At 70.6% G+C, this 14,800-nt stretch carries 15 protein-coding genes and 3 pseudogenes; 4 read left to right on the top strand and 14 right to left on the bottom strand.

Translation table 11 applies throughout. The features are described 5' to 3' along the window. The 8 genes and pseudogenes from ACWC2T_RS36655 to clpS form a co-directional block, all read right to left on the bottom strand. Positions 1-913: pseudogene (locus tag ACWC2T_RS36655) on the bottom strand (hypothetical protein); the annotation flags it as partial. 285 nt (positions 914-1,198) lie between these two features. Then, positions 1,199-2,149: a PLP-dependent cysteine synthase family protein gene (locus tag ACWC2T_RS36650; RefSeq protein WP_450674656.1), complete on the bottom strand. Its 951-nt coding sequence runs from the start codon at positions 2,147-2,149 to the stop codon at positions 1,199-1,201. Between the two features lie 17 nt (positions 2,150-2,166). Continuing rightward, on the bottom strand, positions 2,167-2,445 hold the full coding sequence (locus tag ACWC2T_RS36645; RefSeq protein ID WP_450674655.1) for a MoaD/ThiS family protein: 279 nt from the start codon (positions 2,443-2,445) through the stop codon (positions 2,167-2,169). Between the two features lie 86 nt (positions 2,446-2,531). Then, entirely contained in the window at positions 2,532-2,627 is a 96-nt protein-coding gene (locus tag ACWC2T_RS36640; protein ID WP_351207146.1) for a putative leader peptide, read from the bottom strand. Between the two features lie 79 nt (positions 2,628-2,706). Then, on the bottom strand, positions 2,707-3,129 hold the full coding sequence (locus tag ACWC2T_RS36635) for a Mov34/MPN/PAD-1 family protein (protein WP_450674654.1): 423 nt from the start codon (positions 3,127-3,129) through the stop codon (positions 2,707-2,709). A gap of 159 nt (positions 3,130-3,288) precedes the next feature. Further along, complete coding sequence (locus ACWC2T_RS36630; protein WP_450674653.1) at positions 3,289-4,734, bottom strand: amino acid permease; 1,446 nt, start codon at positions 4,732-4,734, stop codon at positions 3,289-3,291. A gap of 350 nt (positions 4,735-5,084) precedes the next feature. Then, a complete protein-coding gene (locus tag ACWC2T_RS36625) occupies positions 5,085-5,690 on the bottom strand; it encodes a DUF2017 domain-containing protein (RefSeq protein WP_450674652.1) in 606 nt (201 codons plus the stop codon). A gap of 42 nt (positions 5,691-5,732) precedes the next feature. Then, the gene (gene clpS, locus ACWC2T_RS36620) at positions 5,733-6,050 is read right to left on the bottom strand and encodes an ATP-dependent Clp protease adapter ClpS (RefSeq protein ID WP_023550189.1); all 318 of its coding nucleotides are present in this window, start codon (positions 6,048-6,050) and stop codon (positions 5,733-5,735) included. A gap of 57 nt (positions 6,051-6,107) precedes the next feature. Between clpS and ACWC2T_RS36615 the strand changes: the two genes are divergently transcribed. Then, the gene (locus tag ACWC2T_RS36615) at positions 6,108-7,454 is read left to right on the top strand and encodes a nicotinate phosphoribosyltransferase (RefSeq protein ID WP_450674651.1); all 1,347 of its coding nucleotides are present in this window, start codon (positions 6,108-6,110) and stop codon (positions 7,452-7,454) included. A gap of 96 nt (positions 7,455-7,550) precedes the next feature. Further along, on the top strand, positions 7,551-8,144 hold the full coding sequence (locus tag ACWC2T_RS36610) for a nicotinamidase (RefSeq protein ID WP_450674650.1): 594 nt from the start codon (positions 7,551-7,553) through the stop codon (positions 8,142-8,144). 3 nt (positions 8,145-8,147) lie between these two features. Here ACWC2T_RS36610 and ACWC2T_RS36605 read toward each other — a convergent pair whose 3' ends face one another. The 3 genes and pseudogenes from ACWC2T_RS36605 to ACWC2T_RS36595 all read right to left on the bottom strand — a co-directional run. Then, positions 8,148-8,468 (bottom strand): hypothetical protein, encoded by a 321-nt coding sequence (locus ACWC2T_RS36605; protein ID WP_450674649.1) that lies wholly within the window; start codon positions 8,466-8,468, stop codon positions 8,148-8,150. A gap of 121 nt (positions 8,469-8,589) precedes the next feature. After that, positions 8,590-9,101, bottom strand: a pseudogene (locus ACWC2T_RS36600) (immune inhibitor A domain-containing protein); the annotation flags it as partial. Between the two features lie 92 nt (positions 9,102-9,193). After that, positions 9,194-9,292 (bottom strand): annotated as a pseudogene (locus tag ACWC2T_RS36595) (immune inhibitor A domain-containing protein); the annotation flags it as partial. 317 nt (positions 9,293-9,609) lie between these two features. Between ACWC2T_RS36595 and ACWC2T_RS36590 the strand changes: the two are divergent. Beyond that, a complete protein-coding gene (locus ACWC2T_RS36590; RefSeq protein WP_450674648.1) occupies positions 9,610-9,867 on the top strand; it encodes a hypothetical protein in 258 nt (85 codons plus the stop codon). Between the two features lie 81 nt (positions 9,868-9,948). Here the strand turns inward: ACWC2T_RS36590 and ACWC2T_RS36585 are convergent, their stop codons facing one another. Both ACWC2T_RS36585 and ACWC2T_RS36580 read right to left on the bottom strand, forming a co-directional pair. After that, entirely contained in the window at positions 9,949-10,848 is a 900-nt protein-coding gene (locus ACWC2T_RS36585) for an RDD family protein (RefSeq protein WP_450674647.1), read from the bottom strand. 124 nt (positions 10,849-10,972) lie between these two features. After that, complete coding sequence (locus ACWC2T_RS36580) at positions 10,973-12,670, bottom strand: RDD family protein (RefSeq protein WP_450674646.1); 1,698 nt, start codon at positions 12,668-12,670, stop codon at positions 10,973-10,975. Positions 12,671-12,944: 274 nt separating this feature from the next. On the opposite strand from ACWC2T_RS36580, the gene ACWC2T_RS36575 reads away from it, so the two are divergent. Then, positions 12,945-13,358: an SsgA family sporulation/cell division regulator gene (locus ACWC2T_RS36575; RefSeq protein ID WP_450674645.1), complete on the top strand. Its 414-nt coding sequence runs from the start codon at positions 12,945-12,947 to the stop codon at positions 13,356-13,358. Between the two features lie 17 nt (positions 13,359-13,375). Here the strand turns inward: ACWC2T_RS36575 and ACWC2T_RS36570 are convergent, their stop codons facing one another. Next, complete coding sequence (locus ACWC2T_RS36570) at positions 13,376-14,782, bottom strand: FAD-binding oxidoreductase (RefSeq protein WP_450674644.1); 1,407 nt, start codon at positions 14,780-14,782, stop codon at positions 13,376-13,378. Between the last annotated feature and the right edge of the window lie 18 nt (positions 14,783-14,800).

The following is a 14,800-nucleotide window of genomic DNA, read 5'->3' as shown; positions in this document are numbered from 1 at the left end:
ACTCGCTCCAGCCGCGGGAGTTGGAGGCGGTGGTGAGCGCGGTGCCGCCGACGGCCGTCACGTACTGCGAGGTCGCCGGGTACTCGGCGCCGTAGGCGGAGTCACCCGCGGACACGGTGATCGCGACGCCCGGGTGCTTGAAGTACGAGGTGTCCTCGCTGGTCTGCGCGGAGGACTCGGAGCCGCCCCAGCTGTTGGAGACGAACTTGGCGCCGAGCGAGACGGCCTCGTTCTCGGCGATGCCGAGGTCGGTGTCGTTCGCGGAGTTGGCCTCGACCAGGATGATGCTGCAGTTCGGGCAGACCGCGCTGACCATGTCGATGTCGAGCATCTCTTCGCCGGCCCAGCCGCTGTCATTGGTCGGCAGCGAGGTGGTGGAGCCGGTCTGGCTGACCTGCTTGAAGCAGCCGTTGGCCTTGGTGCACGCGGACAGACCGTACTGCGAGCGGTAGGTGGCCAGGTCCGACTCGGCGTTGGGGTCGTTGTAGGCGTCGACGATGGCGACCGTCATGCCCGAACCGCCCGTGGTGGGCAGGTTGTAGGCGCTGTGCAGGTTGGCCGGGGAGAGGCCGGAGGGCGCGGCCGCGGCGAGCGCCGAGGCGAGCCGCTGCTTGATGTCCGTGCGGCGCTGGGCGAAGCAGGACGCGTGGCCCGGCTCGGCCTTGGCGCACAGGTGCTGGGTCGGCACCTTCTGCCCGGCCTTGCCGGTGGAGTGGAACGTCTGCCGCTTGGGGTCGGTCAGCGCCTTGGCGTTCTGCGTGACCTTGGTGGTGTGCGGGTGCGCGCTGGTGGGCTGCGCCCCTGCCGTGGGCGCCGCGGTGAATCCGGCGACGGTCAGGGCGAGGGCGGGGAAGGCGACGGCGACGAGTCTTCGCAGACTCCGTCTCCGGCTGCTCGGGCGTGACTCACGCATGGGGTACTGCCTCCGGTTGACGTGGGGATTCGCACTGGATTGGCAGGCCCGTGACGCGCGTAGCGGCGGCAGGACCGCGCAGTCATGAGCATGACACTCTCAGGCACCTGTCATCGCCTGGTGAGCGTGACATGACAGGGTGCGGGAGGACGGTAGCTCTGGCCTGAGCACCACTGGCAGTGGTGAAAGAATTTCTTTGCCTTGCCATAGGAATGGCTTAGCCCCCTCATAGGAGGGGGCTGGTGACCGCTTGATCCGCGTTAATGCGGTGTTACGAAAACCGTGCTACGCCCAGAGCTGGCCCTGCAGTGTCTCGATGGCCTCTTCCGTGGTGGCCGCCGTGTAGACGCCGGTGGACAGGTACTTCCAGCCGCCGTCGGCCACGATGAAGACGATGTCGGCGCTCTCCCCCGCCTTGACCGCCTTCTTCCCGACGCCGATCGCCGCGTGCAGGGCGGCGCCGGTCGAGACGCCCGCGAAGATGCCCTCCTGCTGCAGGAGTTCACGGGTGCGGGTGACCGCGTCGGCCGAGCCGACCGAGAAGCGGGAGGTGAGGACCGAGGCGTCGTACAGCTCGGGGACGAAGCCCTCGTCCAGGTTCCTGAGGCCGTACACCAGGTCGTCGTAGCGCGGTTCGGCGGCGACGATCTGCACGCCCGGCCTGTGCTCGCGCAGATAGCGGCCGACGCCCATCAGGGTGCCGGTGGTGCCGAGGCCGGCCACGAAGTGGGTGATCGAGGGGAGGTCGGCGAGGATCTCGGGGCCCGTGGTGGCGTAGTGGGCGCCGGCGTTGTCCGGGTTGCCGTACTGGTAGAGCATCACCCAGTCGGGGTGCTCGGCGGCCAGCTCCTTCGCCACGCGCACGGCGGTGTTGGAACCGCCCGCGGCCGGGGAGGAGATGATCTCGGCGCCCCACATGCCGAGCAGGTCCCGGCGCTCCTGCGAGGTGTTCTCCGGCATCACGCACACCATGCGGTAGCCCTTGAGCTTGGCGGCCATGGCCAGCGAGATGCCCGTGTTGCCCGAGGTGGGCTCCAGGATGGTGCAGCCCGGGGTGAGGCGGCCGTCCTTCTCCGCCTGCTCGATCATGTGCAGCGCGGGGCGGTCCTTGACCGAGCCGGTGGGGTTGCGGTCCTCCAGCTTGGCCCAGATGCGGACGTCGGCGGACGGCGAGAGCCGTGGCAGGCGCACCAGGGGGGTGTTGCCCACCGCGGCCAGCGGGGAGTCGTAGCGCATCGCTGCTCAGCGACCGATCAGCGCATGCCGCCGGCCACGGCCGGCAGGATCGTCACGGTGTCGCCGTCCGACAGCTTGGTGTCGATACCGTCGATGAAGCGGACGTCCTCGTCGTTCAGGTACACGTTGACGAAGCGGCGCAGCTTGCCCTCGTCCACGATGCGGGCCTGGATGCCCGCGTGCCGGGTCTCGAGGTCGGCGAACAGCTCGGTGAGGGTGTTTCCGCTGCCCTTCACCGCCTTCTGGCCGTCCGTGTAGGTGCGGAGGATGGTCGGGATGCGGACCTCGATGGCCATGGCTCAGGGCTCCTGTCGGAAGGGGTTCGTCGATTCGGGCGTGCGGCGGCGCGCCGCGGCACACGGCCGTACGGCGGCAGGGAACGTCAACAGATGGCGCTGTTCAGCCTGCACAGGTCGACGTGCAGCCGCGCCACGAGCAGCATGCCCGGCGCCTTCTCGCTCACGTCGTACAGAACCATGGGCTCATCGTATCGATTCCCGGTCCGGGTCTCGGAGTGTGATTCCGTATGCTGGACGGATTTCGTCCGGTGGGCGAGATCAGTAGGCGTCCACGACCTTGACCTCCTCCTCCGTGACCTCGCCGTCCACGATCCGGAAGGAGCGGAACTGGAACTCGCCGAGGCCGTCGGTGTCGGCGGTGGAGACCAGGACGTAGTGGGCGCCGGGCTCGTTGGCGTAGGAGATGTCGGTGCGCGAGGGGTAGGCGTCGGTCGCGGTGTGGGAGTGGTAGATGACCACCGGCTCCTCGTCACGGTCGTCCAGCTCGCGGTAGAGCTTGAGCAGGTCGCCGGAGTCGAACTCGTAGAAGGTGGGCGACATGGCCGCGTTCAGCATCGGGACGAAGCGCTCGGGGCGGTCCGAGCCCGCCGGGCCCGCGACGACGCCGCACGCCTCGTCGGGGTGGTCCTTGCGGGCGTGGGCGACGATCTGGTCGTACAGGGCCTGGGTGATGGTCAGCATGTCGGTCAGGATAAGCAGAGGGGCCGCCCCGTACCGAGGTGTGGTACGGGACGGCCCACATCGCGGACGTCCTGAGCGGCGGCCGCCGGGGGCGCCACGAGTGCTCCCGACGGCCGGACGTCCGTTTTTCCGATGGCTTTCCGGTCGCTTTCGCGTGGGTCAGCGCCTGCGGAAGGCCGCGGCCTCCGGGTTGCGGCGCCTGAGCACCCAGTAGGAGACGCCGAGGACCGCGGCCCACAGCGGAGCACAGTAAAGCGACACCCGGGCGTCCTTGTCGATACCCATGAGTACGATCACCATGAAGATGAACGCCAGCGCGAAGATGCTCGTGTACGGCGCTCCCGGCGCGCGGAACCCGCTCTGCGGCAGCAGCCCGCGGTCCGCCTTGAACCGGTAGCGGATCTGGCAGACCAGGATGACGATCCAGGCCCACATGCCGGAGATGGTCGCGAAGGAGACGACGTAGTCGAACGCCTTGCCCGGCCACTGGTAGTTGATCCAGACACCCACCAGCATCAGCGCGGCGGAGAACGTCGTGCCGACCAGCGGGGTGCCGCTGCGGGTCAGCTTGGTGAAGACCTTGGGTCCCTGGCTGTTGAGCGCCAGGTCGCGCAGCATGCGGCCGGTGGAGTACATGCCGGAGTTGCAGGAGGACAGCGCGGCGGTCAGGACGACGAAGTTGACGATGCCGGCGCCGACGGACAGGCCCATCTTCTGGAACGCGGCGACGAAGGGGCTCACGCCCGGGTGGAACTCGGTCCACGGCACGACCGACAGGATCATGATCAGCGCGCCGACGTAGAAGACGGCGATGCGCCACGGCACGGTGTTGATCGCCTTGGGCAGCACCTTCTCGGGGTCCTTGGACTCGCCCGCGGTGACCCCGACCAGTTCGACGGCGAGGAAGGCGAACATGACCATCTGCAGGGTCATCAGCGTGTTGCCGACGCCGTGCGGGAAGAAGCCGCCGTCGCTCCACAGGTGGCTGACGGAGGCGGTCTTGCCCGCGTCGGAGAAGCCGACGGTGAGGATGCCGGCGCAGATCAGGATCATGCCGATGATCGCGGTGACCTTGACCATGGAGAACCAGAACTCCAGCTCACCGAAGAGCTTCACGGAGATCAGGTTGGCGGCGTAGAGCACGATCGTGAAGATCAGGGCCGAGACCCACTGCGGGATCGCGAACCAGTACGTCATGTAGGCGGCCGCGGCGGTGACCTCGGTGATGCCGGTGACCACCCAGAACAGCCAGTACGTCCAGCCGGTCACGAAGCCCGCGAAGGGGCCGATGAACTCGCGCGCGTACTCCGAGAACGAGCCCGACACCGGGCGGTACATCAGCAGTTCGCCGAGGGCCCGCATGATCAGGAAGATGACGAGGCCCACGATGGCGTAGGCCAGGATCAGGCTGGGGCCGGCCTTGGAAATGCCCTTGCCCGCGCCGAGGAACAGGCCGGTGCCGATGGCACCGCCGATGGCGATCATCTGGATCTGGCGGGAGCCGAGCCCCCGCTGGTAGCCCTCGCCGCCCTCGCTGTCCGCGCTGTCCGCGACCCGCGCGGCCTCATTGCTGTCGCGAAGCTTCTCGACCTGCGATGAGGTCATGTGTTGGTGCGCCTTTCTCCATGCCGACCCGGGCCGTCGTCGGCCGCGGATCGGGTTTCGATCCCCCCGGATTGCTGGAGCTGGGCGGCTTTCCAGGTCCGCCCGTGCCTGGCCGACGGTCGTCGGCTCGGTGGCGCACCCGGCCGGACGTGGGTGGTGTCGGCCGGGCGGTCGTGAAGATTTATCACGGCCGCAATGTTGATCACCGAGAGCTTCTGTGGCGCAGCTCATAGGTAAAAGCGGACAAAGAGCGCGCAGATGCGGCAAACCAGGCCGCAACGGTAACGCGATCGTTATCCGGATTTGAGCGTCCGCTGAGCGAACACTCGTGCACCGCAAATCCCGGCACGCTAGGGCATAAGGGTGTTCACCAGGGTCTCCTGGAGCCCGCCGAGCCATAGATAGGCCATCACCATCGGCTTGCGCGGGTCCTCGTCCGGGAGCCGGTAGAGCAGATCGGTGTCGTCCTCGTCGGTGATGTCCAGCCGGGTGCCGATCGCGAGCCGCAGGTCGTTGAGGGCGCCGAGCCACTGCCGGGACTGCCCCGCCTCCAGCTTCAGCACGGCCCCGCCCTCGTCCACCGGGGACAGCGCGTCCAGGGCACGGATCACCGCGAGCGCGTTCTCGCGCTTGCCGGCCCGCAGGTCGTTCTCGGTGTACCGGCGGAACTCGGCGGAGTGGGCCTGCTGCTCCTCGGCCTCGCCGGGCGAGTCCGGAGCCTGCTCGGGGTCGCTGTAGGCGTCCGGGAAGAGCCTTCTGAGCACCGGATCGGCGGGCGGCTCGCTCGGGCCCTCCGCGAACAGCTCGGCGAGCGGGTCCTTGGGACTGTCGGCGCCCGGCCCGGGGCCGACGAGCTCCAGCAGTTGCACGGCCAGCGAGCGGATGATGGAGATCTCGACGTCGTCGAGGGCGACGGCCGCGCCGCCGCCGGGAAGCGGTTCGAAGTGTCCGGGCATCTAAGTGGGTCAGCTACTTCCGGTCCTGCGAGCGGGGGCGGGTCATTTCCGGTCCTGCTGGAGGGTGGCCCACAGGCCGTAGCCGTGCATCGCCTGCACGTCGCGCTCCATCTCCTCGCGGGTCCCGCTGGAGACGACCGCCCTGCCCTTGTGGTGGACGTCGAGCATGAGCTTGGTGGCCTTGTCCTTGGAGTAGCCGAAGTACGTCTGGAAGACGTACGTCACATAGCTCATGAGGTTGACCGGGTCGTTGTGCACGATGGTGACCCAGGGGACGTCGGGCTCGGGTACGGCGAAGACCTCCTCCGCCGACTCGGTGCGTTCGATCTCTACGGGCGCGGGTGACGTCACAGTGCCCATGCTGCCACGCGGCCCGGAAATCGTCACACCGACGAAAAGGGAGTACGATCGGCTGCCATGAACACAGCGGACCTTGGGCTGCCGGTGGATGTTCCCTCGACGGCGCTCTTCACGGACCAGTACGAGCTGACGATGCTGCAGGCCGCACTGAAGGCCGGTACGGCCGAACGGCGGAGCGTGTTCGAGGTCTTCACCCGGCGGCTGCCGGAGGGCCGCCGCTACGGCGTGGTGGCGGGCACCGGGCGGGTGCTGGACGCGGTGGAGAACTTCCGCTTCGACGCGGACGTCCTCGGCTTCCTGCGCGAGCGGCGGATCGTCGACGAGGAGACCCTGAAGTGGCTCGCCGACTACCGCTTCGGCGGGGACATCTGGGGCTACCCCGAGGGCGAGGTCTACTTCCCCGGCTCTCCGATCATGCGCGTGGAGGGCACCTTCGCCGAGTGCGTGCTGCTGGAGACGGTGATCCTCTCCATCCTCAACCACGACTCCGCGATCGCCGCGGCCGCCTCCCGGATGGCCTCCGCCGCCGGTGAGCGCCCGCTGATCGAGATGGGCGCCCGCCGCACCCACGAGCTGGCGGCGGTGGCCGCCGCGCGCGCCGCGTACGTCGGCGGCTTCGCGACCACCTCCGACCTCGCGGCGGGCTTCCGCTACGGCATCCCCACGGTCGGCACCTCCGCGCACGCCTTCACCCTGCTGCACGACCGGGAGCGGGACGCCTTCCAGGCCCAGGTCGACACCCTCGGCCGGGGCACCACGCTGCTGGTGGACACCTACGACGTCGCCGAGGCCGTCCGTACCGCGGTGGAGGTGGCCGGCCCCGAGCTGGGCGCGGTCCGCATCGACTCCGGCGACCTGCTGCTCGTCGCCCACCGGGTGCGCCAGCAGCTGGACGAGCTGGGCGCGGCCCACACGAAGATCGTCGTCACCTCCGACCTGGACGAGTACGCCATCGCCTCCCTCGCCGCCGCCCCCGTGGACGCGTACGGCGTCGGCACCCAGCTGGTCACCGGCTCCGGGCACCCGACCTGCTCCATGGTCTACAAGCTGGTCGCCCGCGCCGAGTCCGGCGACCCGAACGCGCCGCTGGTGCCGGTCGCGAAGAAGTCCAGCGGCGGCAAGACCTCGATCGGGGGCCGCAAGTGGGCGGCACGCCGGCTGGACGCGGACGGGGTGGCGGAGGCCGAGGTCGTGGGCACCGGCGCGGTCCCGGCGGAGCTCACCGACCGCCAGCTCCTCGTGCAGCTGGTCAAGGGCGGCGACGTCGTCGCCCGCGAGCCCCTGGACGTGCCCCGGGACCGCCATATCGCCGCCCGCGCCAATCTGCCGCTCTCCGCCACCCAGCTCTCCCGAGGGGAACCCGTCATTCCGACGGAGTACGTCCACGGGCACTCGGGTAGCTAGAGCGAGACCAGCGTCCGCCCTGCCCGCGCCCCCTCCCCTACGGGGCCGTAAGTCTCTAGGCTCAGTTACTTAATCCTCAGTCGAAGGACACCCACCATGCGCCGCGCCTTGATCGTCGTAGATGTGCAGAACGACTTCTGCGAGGGGGGCAGCCTCGCGGTGGCCGGGGGCGCGGACGTGGCCGCCGCCATCACCGAGCTGATCGGCCAGGCGGCGGGCACCGGATACCGCCACGTGGTGGCCACCCGGGACCACCACATCGCGCCCGGCGGCCACTTCGCCGACAACCCCGACTTCGTCCGCTCCTGGCCCGCGCACTGCGTCGCGGGCACGGAGGGGGTGGGCTTCCACCCCAACTTCGCCCCCGCCGTCGCCTCCGGCGCGGTCGACGCGGTCTTCTCCAAGGGGGAGTACTCGGCGGCCTACAGCGGCTTCGAGGGCAAGGAGGAGAACGGCACCTCGCTGGCCGACTGGCTCCGCGCCCGCCACATCGACGAGGTCGACGTGGTCGGCATAGCCACGGACCACTGCGTACGGGCCACCGCCCTGGACGCGGCCCGAGAGGGCTTCCGGACCCAGGTCCTGCTGGACCTCACGGCGGGCGTGGCCCCGGAGACGACGGAGCGGGCCCTGGAGGAGCTGCGCGAGGCGGGCGTGGAACTCACGGGCAAGCCCGTGGTCAGCGGCTAGGGGTCACTGGACCACCGCTGACCTGCGCAGCAGTGCCCGGATGGGGTGCCACAGCTCGTTCACGATGACACCGTTGTCGGCCGGTGCCGTGCGCCATATCAGGCCGTCGGGGTGGTGCAGCACGGCCGTGATCTCGTCCGGTGTCGGAGGCGCGGCGTTCCCCCGGAGGTAGATCGCACGGAACCCCAGGTTGCGGAGCCTGGTCAGGGCTCGGGCGCGGTTCTGGGCGTGTACGAGCACCCGGACGCCGACGGCGTCGTAGGGCAGGTTCAGCGCCACCACCACGGTGCCGTTCGGCAGCTTGCAGAAGCCTCCTGCGGCCATGCGGTCACATCCCCGTTTCGGTCGGTGTCAATAAGCGGTCCACAGGACGCACCTAAACACGATCGGCGGCGACCCGCCAAGGGGTCGCCGCCGATACGCTTCTGACCTGCACAAATGCCGACTACTTCACCGCGGCGCCGATCTTGAGCAAGATCGTCGAGCCGTTCCCGGCCTCCTTGACGATCGTGATCTTGGCGTTGGTGTCAGTGACCGCACGCCCCCGGTGGGTTCGACGGGTCGTAGTAGGTGCCGGTGTGGTCGTCGAACACCGGCACCCCCTTCGACGCCTTGACCACCGTCCCGATGTCCGCCTTGTGCAGCGTGATGCCGTCCCAGGACCAGACCGGAACCCGGGTGGCCGGTGGTGCTGCTGGTGTTGTTGTCGGCCTGGGAGGTGTCCCACTTCCAGATCAACAGGCCGTTCTGGTACGGGTAGTGCTCCACCCAGTCCGGACGGGTCGCCGAGAAGCCGAAGTTGTAGGGGCCGGCCTTGAGGGTCTTGTCGTACGACACGTACTGCCGGTTCTCGGCGATGCAGTACTGCTTGTAGTCCTTGGTGAAGGACGCGCCAATGCGGGAGAAGCCGTTGGCGGTCCAACCGGCGTCCGCGGACTCCGCGTTGTCCGAGAGGACCGGGGACCGCCGCTGACCACGTTCCACACGCTGGGGCAGTTGGTCTGGCCGCAGGCGTTGTTGCCGTAACGGGCCTCGTTGTAGGGGACCTTGGCCCAGTCCGTGACGTCGCCGTCCACCGAGTAGCGGCCAGAGGACTGCTTCTCGTAGTACTTCTTCAGCGACTCCTTCTTGTTGCCGGTGCCGAAGTAGAGGTCCTGGTAGTGCTTCTGGTCGTAGTCCTTCTGCCAGGCCGTGGAGTTGTCCTTCGTGCGGTCCGGCGCGGCGGCGTGCCGCCGAACCTAGAGGTTTAGAAGAAAAGACAGATCTTGACTCTGTCACTTCGTGTGCACTATGCGGAGTTGGCGTCCGCTTTACACAGACCGTGCTTCCTGTGCGCCCCCCGTGCACCTGTACCGTGGGTTAGGTCACGCTTACCGGGCGCGTCGTTCGGGCATGCACGCGAAGAGAGTCGAATGGCACGCCCCATCCGAAGAATCCCCCGAAGACTTCCGAGGACACGATTGTCATGCCTCGTCCGACTGCCGCACAGTTCGTCTACGGTTCGTGCACCGTGATCTTCTCGACGCTCGCCATGCTGCTGCTGTCCCAGACGAGTTCGGGCCTCGGGGTCACCGTCATCGCCCTCGCGGCGCTGGCCCTCGGGCTGCTCGTGGCGATGACGGTGCCGCTGCCGAGGATCCCTACGACCGAGGTGCCGGCCGAGGCGACGGCCGAACCCACCGAGCCCGCGCACCAGGAGCAGCCGGTGTCCACCGCGCTGTGAACGGTGCACACGAAAGCGGCGGGCCCGTGACCCCGATCCCACGGACCCGCCGCTTTCGTATGGGCACCCCTGCCGCCTGCCTCAACCGGTGCTGACCACCACCGTCTTGGCCGCCTTGTCGTGCAGCCCCTGTTTGTAGGGCCTGTCGAAGTAGCTCCAGCCGCCGCAGATGGCCGTCCAGACGCAGAAGCAGCAGAAGGCGTACGGCACCCACAACACCACGGCGCGGATCAGGTTGGTCTGCGCCGAGGGGGTGGCGCCGTTGTCCAGGTTCGCCACCCGCATGCCCAGCCACTTCTTGCCGAGGGTCTGGCCGTACTGGGTCATCGTGAACGTGTCGTACGCGATGTACAGCACGGCCGTGATGAAGGACTGCCCCACGGTCTTGCCGACCGAGACGTGATCGCCGTTGATCTGGTACTCGCGCACTCCGAACGCCCAGGTGAGCAGCCAGACGACGATGCCGACGAGGATCATGTCGATGATCCGCGCGAGCGTCCGCCGGCCGCTGTCGGCGAGCGGGGGCATACCGGCGAGCGGGTCGGCGGGATAGCCACCGGCGCCCGCACCGTAGGGGCCGGGGCCGTAGGGGCCGCCCCCATAGGGGCCGGGGCCGCCCGGGGGTGCGCCGCCGTAGGGAGGGGGCTGGCCGCCGCCGTACGGCGGCGGGGGCTCGCCGCTCCCGTACGGGGGTGGCTGTTCGCCGCCCGGGGGTTGCCCGCCGCCCGGTGGCGGGGGTGGCTGTTCGCCGCCCGGGGGTTGCCCGCCGCCCGGTGGCGGGGGTGGCTGTCCGCCGCCCGGGGGTTGCCCGCCGCCCGGTGGCGGGGGTGACTGTCCGCCGCCCGGTGGCGGGGGCTGCTGGGCGCCGCCGGGCGGGGTGTCGTACGGCGAGCCCTGCCCCTGGTCCGACGGGGGCCGCTTCCTGAACGGGTCGTCCTCGGGGGGCTGCTCTCCGGAGCCGGGGGGCGGTTCGCTGCTCATGGCCCGAGTGGACCGCGAACGCCCCGGCTCCGCATCCGGCGGACGGCCTTACGGAGTACGGCCGTCCGGAGTACCGCCGTCCGGACTGCGGCGCCGCCCCGCGCTCGGCCCGCCGCGGACCCGCTCAGCCCGCCACGAAGGTGTGCGCCGCCTTGTCGTGCCAGCACTGGTGCCAGGGCCGGTCGAACAGGCACCACAGCACGCCCACGATCCCGATGCCGAGCAGTCCGGGCACGCTGTAGACCAGCCAGCGGCGCAGCGCCGGGCCGAAGGTCGGGGGCTCGTGCGCCTCGATGTCCCGGACCTCGAGACCGAGCAGCTTCTTGCCGAGGGTGCGGCCCCACTTGGCGGTCGGCAGCACCTCGTACCCGACCCCGACCAGCAGCAGCACTGCGAGCACGATGCCGAGGCTGGTGGCGGTCGTGCCGTCGAGCAGCCAGACGGTGACCTCGTGGCCGGACAGCCTGGCCGCGTCGATCTTCTGCTGGACGTGGTCGACGGCCTTGGTGCCGAGCGGTACGCCTGCGGCGGCCGTCACGGCGCCCACGATCAGGGTGTCGACCAGCCGGGCGGCGAACCGCTTGCCGAGCCCGGCGGGACGGGCGGCGGCCTGCCGGCGCGCTGCCGCCTGGAACGGGTCCTCCACTACTGGCTTCCACGGCGCCACGGGCTGCTCGTCCGCGCCACCGGCCAGCTGGTGCACCTGCTGCGCCCAGGACGCCTGCCCGCCACCGGGCCCACTGGTCACCGGGGTGACCGGGTCTCCGCCCTGCGCCGGAACCGAGGGCGCCACGGCCGCCTGGGCGGGCTGTGCGGGCGGGGCCGCTTGCGGTGCCTGCGCGGCGGCGCGGGCGGCAGCGGCCTTGCCGGCACCGAAACCGGGGCCTCCGGCCGGGGAGGCGGGGTGTGCGGGGGCCGGGTTCGAGGGGGTGGGGTTCGTGGGGGCGGGGGTCGTGGCGGCGGGAGTCGTGGGGGATGCGGCGGCGGGCGGGGTGGGCGCACCGACGGGACCCTGCGGACCGAAGCCACCTGCTGCCGCTCCCGGGCCGGAGGCCTGCGGACCGAAGCCACCGGGCGCCGCGGAGGAGCCGGCCGCGCCCGCGTCGTGGCCGGTCGCGGGCGCGCCGAAGCCGGGGCCCTGGGCCGCGTCGTGCGGTCCGAAGCCGGAGGCCGGGGTGCCGGGGGCCTGGGGGCCGGGGGCGGGCTGGGCGTCCCGCCTGCTCTGGCCGGGTACGGGGCGGAAGGTCATGGTGCCGTCGTCCTGCACGGCCGCGGGCCCCGGGACCGGCCGTCGGAAGACGAAGGTGCCGCCGGGGTCCTGCTCGTCGCCCTCCCCCGGCGGGACCGAGGCCGTGCCGTCGGTGCGGCCGCCCTGGCCGGTCGGCCGGGCCGAACCCTCCGCGGGCACCCGCGGGTCGGCACCCCAGGCGGTACGCCCGTCGCCGTGCTGACCGGCGGCGCCCGGCTGCCTCGCGCCCTGGTCGCCGTACCCGGCATGACCCGTGCCACTGCGGGCGTCGGTGCCCCAGGCGGCGGGCCCGCTCTCGCCGGCGGGCGGCCAGGTGGCGGAGCCGTCCTGGCCGGAGGGCGTCGGCTGGGGATCCTCGTCGAAGAAGTGCGGGCCCGTCTCCTCGACGGCCGGGGCCGCGGGGCGGACGCCGGGCGGCGGGGTGAGCGGTTCGCCGTCCTTCGGCGCCGGGCGGCTGGTGCCGGGCACCCAGGAGGCGCCGTTCCAGTACCGGACGTACCCGGGGATGGACGGGTCCGGGTAGTAGCCCTCGCGGGGCCGGTCGTCACCTGGGGCCGGGGTTGGGGCGCTCATGTCCGTCGTCCCGTATCTGCTCGGGGGTGGGATGGGAGCCTCCACATCTATCAGACCGCGGCAGCCCGCAGCGCCAGTCCCGCAGGACCCACCCCTTTCCGGGCGACGCCTTACCCGGCTCGTACACGTCTCGCGAAAAAAATTTCCCCGAACCCGCGTAATGCCCCGGCCCCTGCCCTCTCTCCCCCGTGCGGGCCGTTCCGAGCGGCCCCGAACGAGCTCGAACGAGCCCGGTCGAGCTCGAACAGCCCCGAACAGAGAGGACACGCAGGTCATGCAACACACCGTGGTGGAGCGGGAGCTCGAACTGAGACTCGTGCTGTCACCGGAGCGCAGCATTCCGGTGCCGGCCCGGCTGAGCTACCGCTCCGACGATCCGTACGCCGTACACATCGCCTTCCACATCCACTCCGGCTCCCCCGTCAACTGGACGTTCGCCCGGGACCTGCTGGCGGAGGGCGTCTTCCGGGCCTGCGGGCAGGGGGACGTGCGGGTGTGGCCGACGAAGACCGAGGGGCGCAGTGTCGTGCTGATGGCGCTGAGCTCGCCGGACGGGGACGCGCTGCTTCAGGCGCCGGTCCCGCAGGTGTCGGCCTGGCTGGAGCGGACCCTGCGGGCCGTTCCCCCGGGAACCGAGGGAGAGCAACTGGGCATCGACGACGCGCTCGACCAGCTGCTCGCCCAGTGAGCCCCATGGGGCACGGGTCAGAAGAGCTTGCCCGGGTTGAGGATGCCCAAGGGGTCGAAGGCCTGCTTCACGGCGCGCTGCATCTCGATCCCGACCGGGCCGATCTCCCGGGCGAGCCACTCCTTCTTCAGCACGCCGACGCCGTGTTCGCCGGTGATGGTGCCGCCGAGCTCCAGGCCGAGGGCCATGATCTCGTCGAAGGACTCGCGGGCCCGCCGGGACTCGTCCGCGTCCGCCGCGTCGAAGCAGACGGTGGGGTGGGTGTTGCCGTCGCCGGCGTGGGCGCAGACGCCGATGGTCAGCTGGTACTTCTCGGCGATCCGTTCGACGCCCTCCAGCATCGCGCCGAGCTTCGAGCGGGGCACGCACACGTCGTCGATCATCGTCGTGCCCTTGACCGCCTCCAGCGCGGTCAGCGAGAGCCGCCGGGCCTTCAGCAGCATCTCGGACTCGGCCGCGTCCTCGGCCGGGACCACCTCGGTGGCGCCGGCGGCCTCGCACAGCGCGCCGACGGCGGCGAGGTCGGCGGCCGGGTCCAGGGTGTCGAAGGCGGCCAGCAGCAGTGCCTCGGTGGTCTCCGGCAGGCCCATGTGGGCAAGGTCGTTGACCGCCTTGACGGTCGTACGGTCCATCAGTTCGAGGAGGGACGGGACGTGCCCGCCCTCCATGATCCGGCAGACCGCGTCGCAGGCGGCCGAGGCGGAGGGGAACTCGGCGGCCAGCACCAGCTGCTGCGGCGGCTTGGGCCTGAGCGCGAGCACGGCCCGTACGACGATGCCGAGCGAGCCCTCGGAGCCGACGAACAGGCGGGTGAGGTCGTAGCCGGCTACGCCCTTGGCGGTGCGGCGGCCGGTGGACAGCAGGCGGCCGTCGGCGAGGACGACGTCCAGGCCGAGCACGTACTCGGCCGTGACCCCGTACTTCACGCAGCACAGGCCGCCGGACCCGGTGCCGATGTTGCCGCCGATGGTGCACATCTCCCAGCTGGAGGGGTCCGGCGGGTAGTACAGGCCGTGTTCCTCGACCGCGCGGGACAGGGTCGCGTTGATCACGCCGGGTTCGGCCACGGCGATCCGGTCGACGGGGCTGATCTCCAGGATGCGGTCCATCTTGGTGAGGGAGAGCACGATGCAGCCGTCGGTGGCGTTGGCGGCGCCGGACAGACCGCTGCGGGCGCCCTGCGGGACCACGGGCACACGCAGTGCGGTGGCGGTGCGCATGACGTGCTGGACCTGTTCGACCGTGCGCGGCAGAACGACGACGGCCGGGGTGCCGGCCGGGCAGAAGCTCGCCATGTCGTTTGCGTAGGAGGCGATGACGTCGGGGTCGGTCAGGACGGCCTCGGCGGGCAGGCCGGCCAGGAGCCGGTCGGTGAGGTTGCCGGTTGCCTCGTCGCTGGGCGCTTCGATGCGGCTCATGATCACAGGGTCGCACTCCCGGGC

The sequence above is a fragment of the Streptomyces sp. NPDC001393 genome, from assembly GCF_053597455.1.
The sequence above is the reverse complement of the archived record's forward strand: the minus strand, read 5'-3'. Positions and strand labels throughout refer to the sequence as shown.

Bases quoted from the DNA above. Each gene is read 5' to 3' on its own strand.
- ACWC2T_RS36605 (WP_450674649.1), bottom strand. From the start codon at position 8,468: ATGGCCGCAGGAGGCTTCTGCAAGCTGCCGAACGGCACCGTGGTGGTG.
- ACWC2T_RS36635 (WP_450674654.1), bottom strand. From the start codon at position 3,129: ATGCTGACCATCACCCAGGCCCTGTACGACCAGATCGTCGCCCACGCC.
- ACWC2T_RS36615 (WP_450674651.1), top strand. From the start codon at position 6,108: ATGAACACAGCGGACCTTGGGCTGCCGGTGGATGTTCCCTCGACGGCG.
- ACWC2T_RS36645 (WP_450674655.1), bottom strand. From the start codon at position 2,445: ATGGCCATCGAGGTCCGCATCCCGACCATCCTCCGCACCTACACGGAC.
- ACWC2T_RS36625 (WP_450674652.1), bottom strand. From the start codon at position 5,690: ATGCCCGGACACTTCGAACCGCTTCCCGGCGGCGGCGCGGCCGTCGCC.
- ACWC2T_RS36575 (WP_450674645.1), top strand. From the start codon at position 12,945: ATGCAACACACCGTGGTGGAGCGGGAGCTCGAACTGAGACTCGTGCTG.
- ACWC2T_RS36610 (WP_450674650.1), top strand. From the start codon at position 7,551: ATGCGCCGCGCCTTGATCGTCGTAGATGTGCAGAACGACTTCTGCGAG.
- ACWC2T_RS36650 (WP_450674656.1), bottom strand. From the start codon at position 2,149: ATGCGCTACGACTCCCCGCTGGCCGCGGTGGGCAACACCCCCCTGGTG.
- ACWC2T_RS36590 (WP_450674648.1), top strand. From the start codon at position 9,610: ATGCCTCGTCCGACTGCCGCACAGTTCGTCTACGGTTCGTGCACCGTG.
- clpS (WP_023550189.1), bottom strand. From the start codon at position 6,050: ATGGGCACTGTGACGTCACCCGCGCCCGTAGAGATCGAACGCACCGAG.
- ACWC2T_RS36640 (WP_351207146.1), bottom strand. From the start codon at position 2,627: ATGGTTCTGTACGACGTGAGCGAGAAGGCGCCGGGCATGCTGCTCGTG.
- ACWC2T_RS36580 (WP_450674646.1), bottom strand. From the start codon at position 12,670: ATGAGCGCCCCAACCCCGGCCCCAGGTGACGACCGGCCCCGCGAGGGC.
- ACWC2T_RS36585 (WP_450674647.1), bottom strand. From the start codon at position 10,848: ATGAGCAGCGAACCGCCCCCCGGCTCCGGAGAGCAGCCCCCCGAGGAC.
- ACWC2T_RS36630 (WP_450674653.1), bottom strand. From the start codon at position 4,734: ATGACCTCATCGCAGGTCGAGAAGCTTCGCGACAGCAATGAGGCCGCG.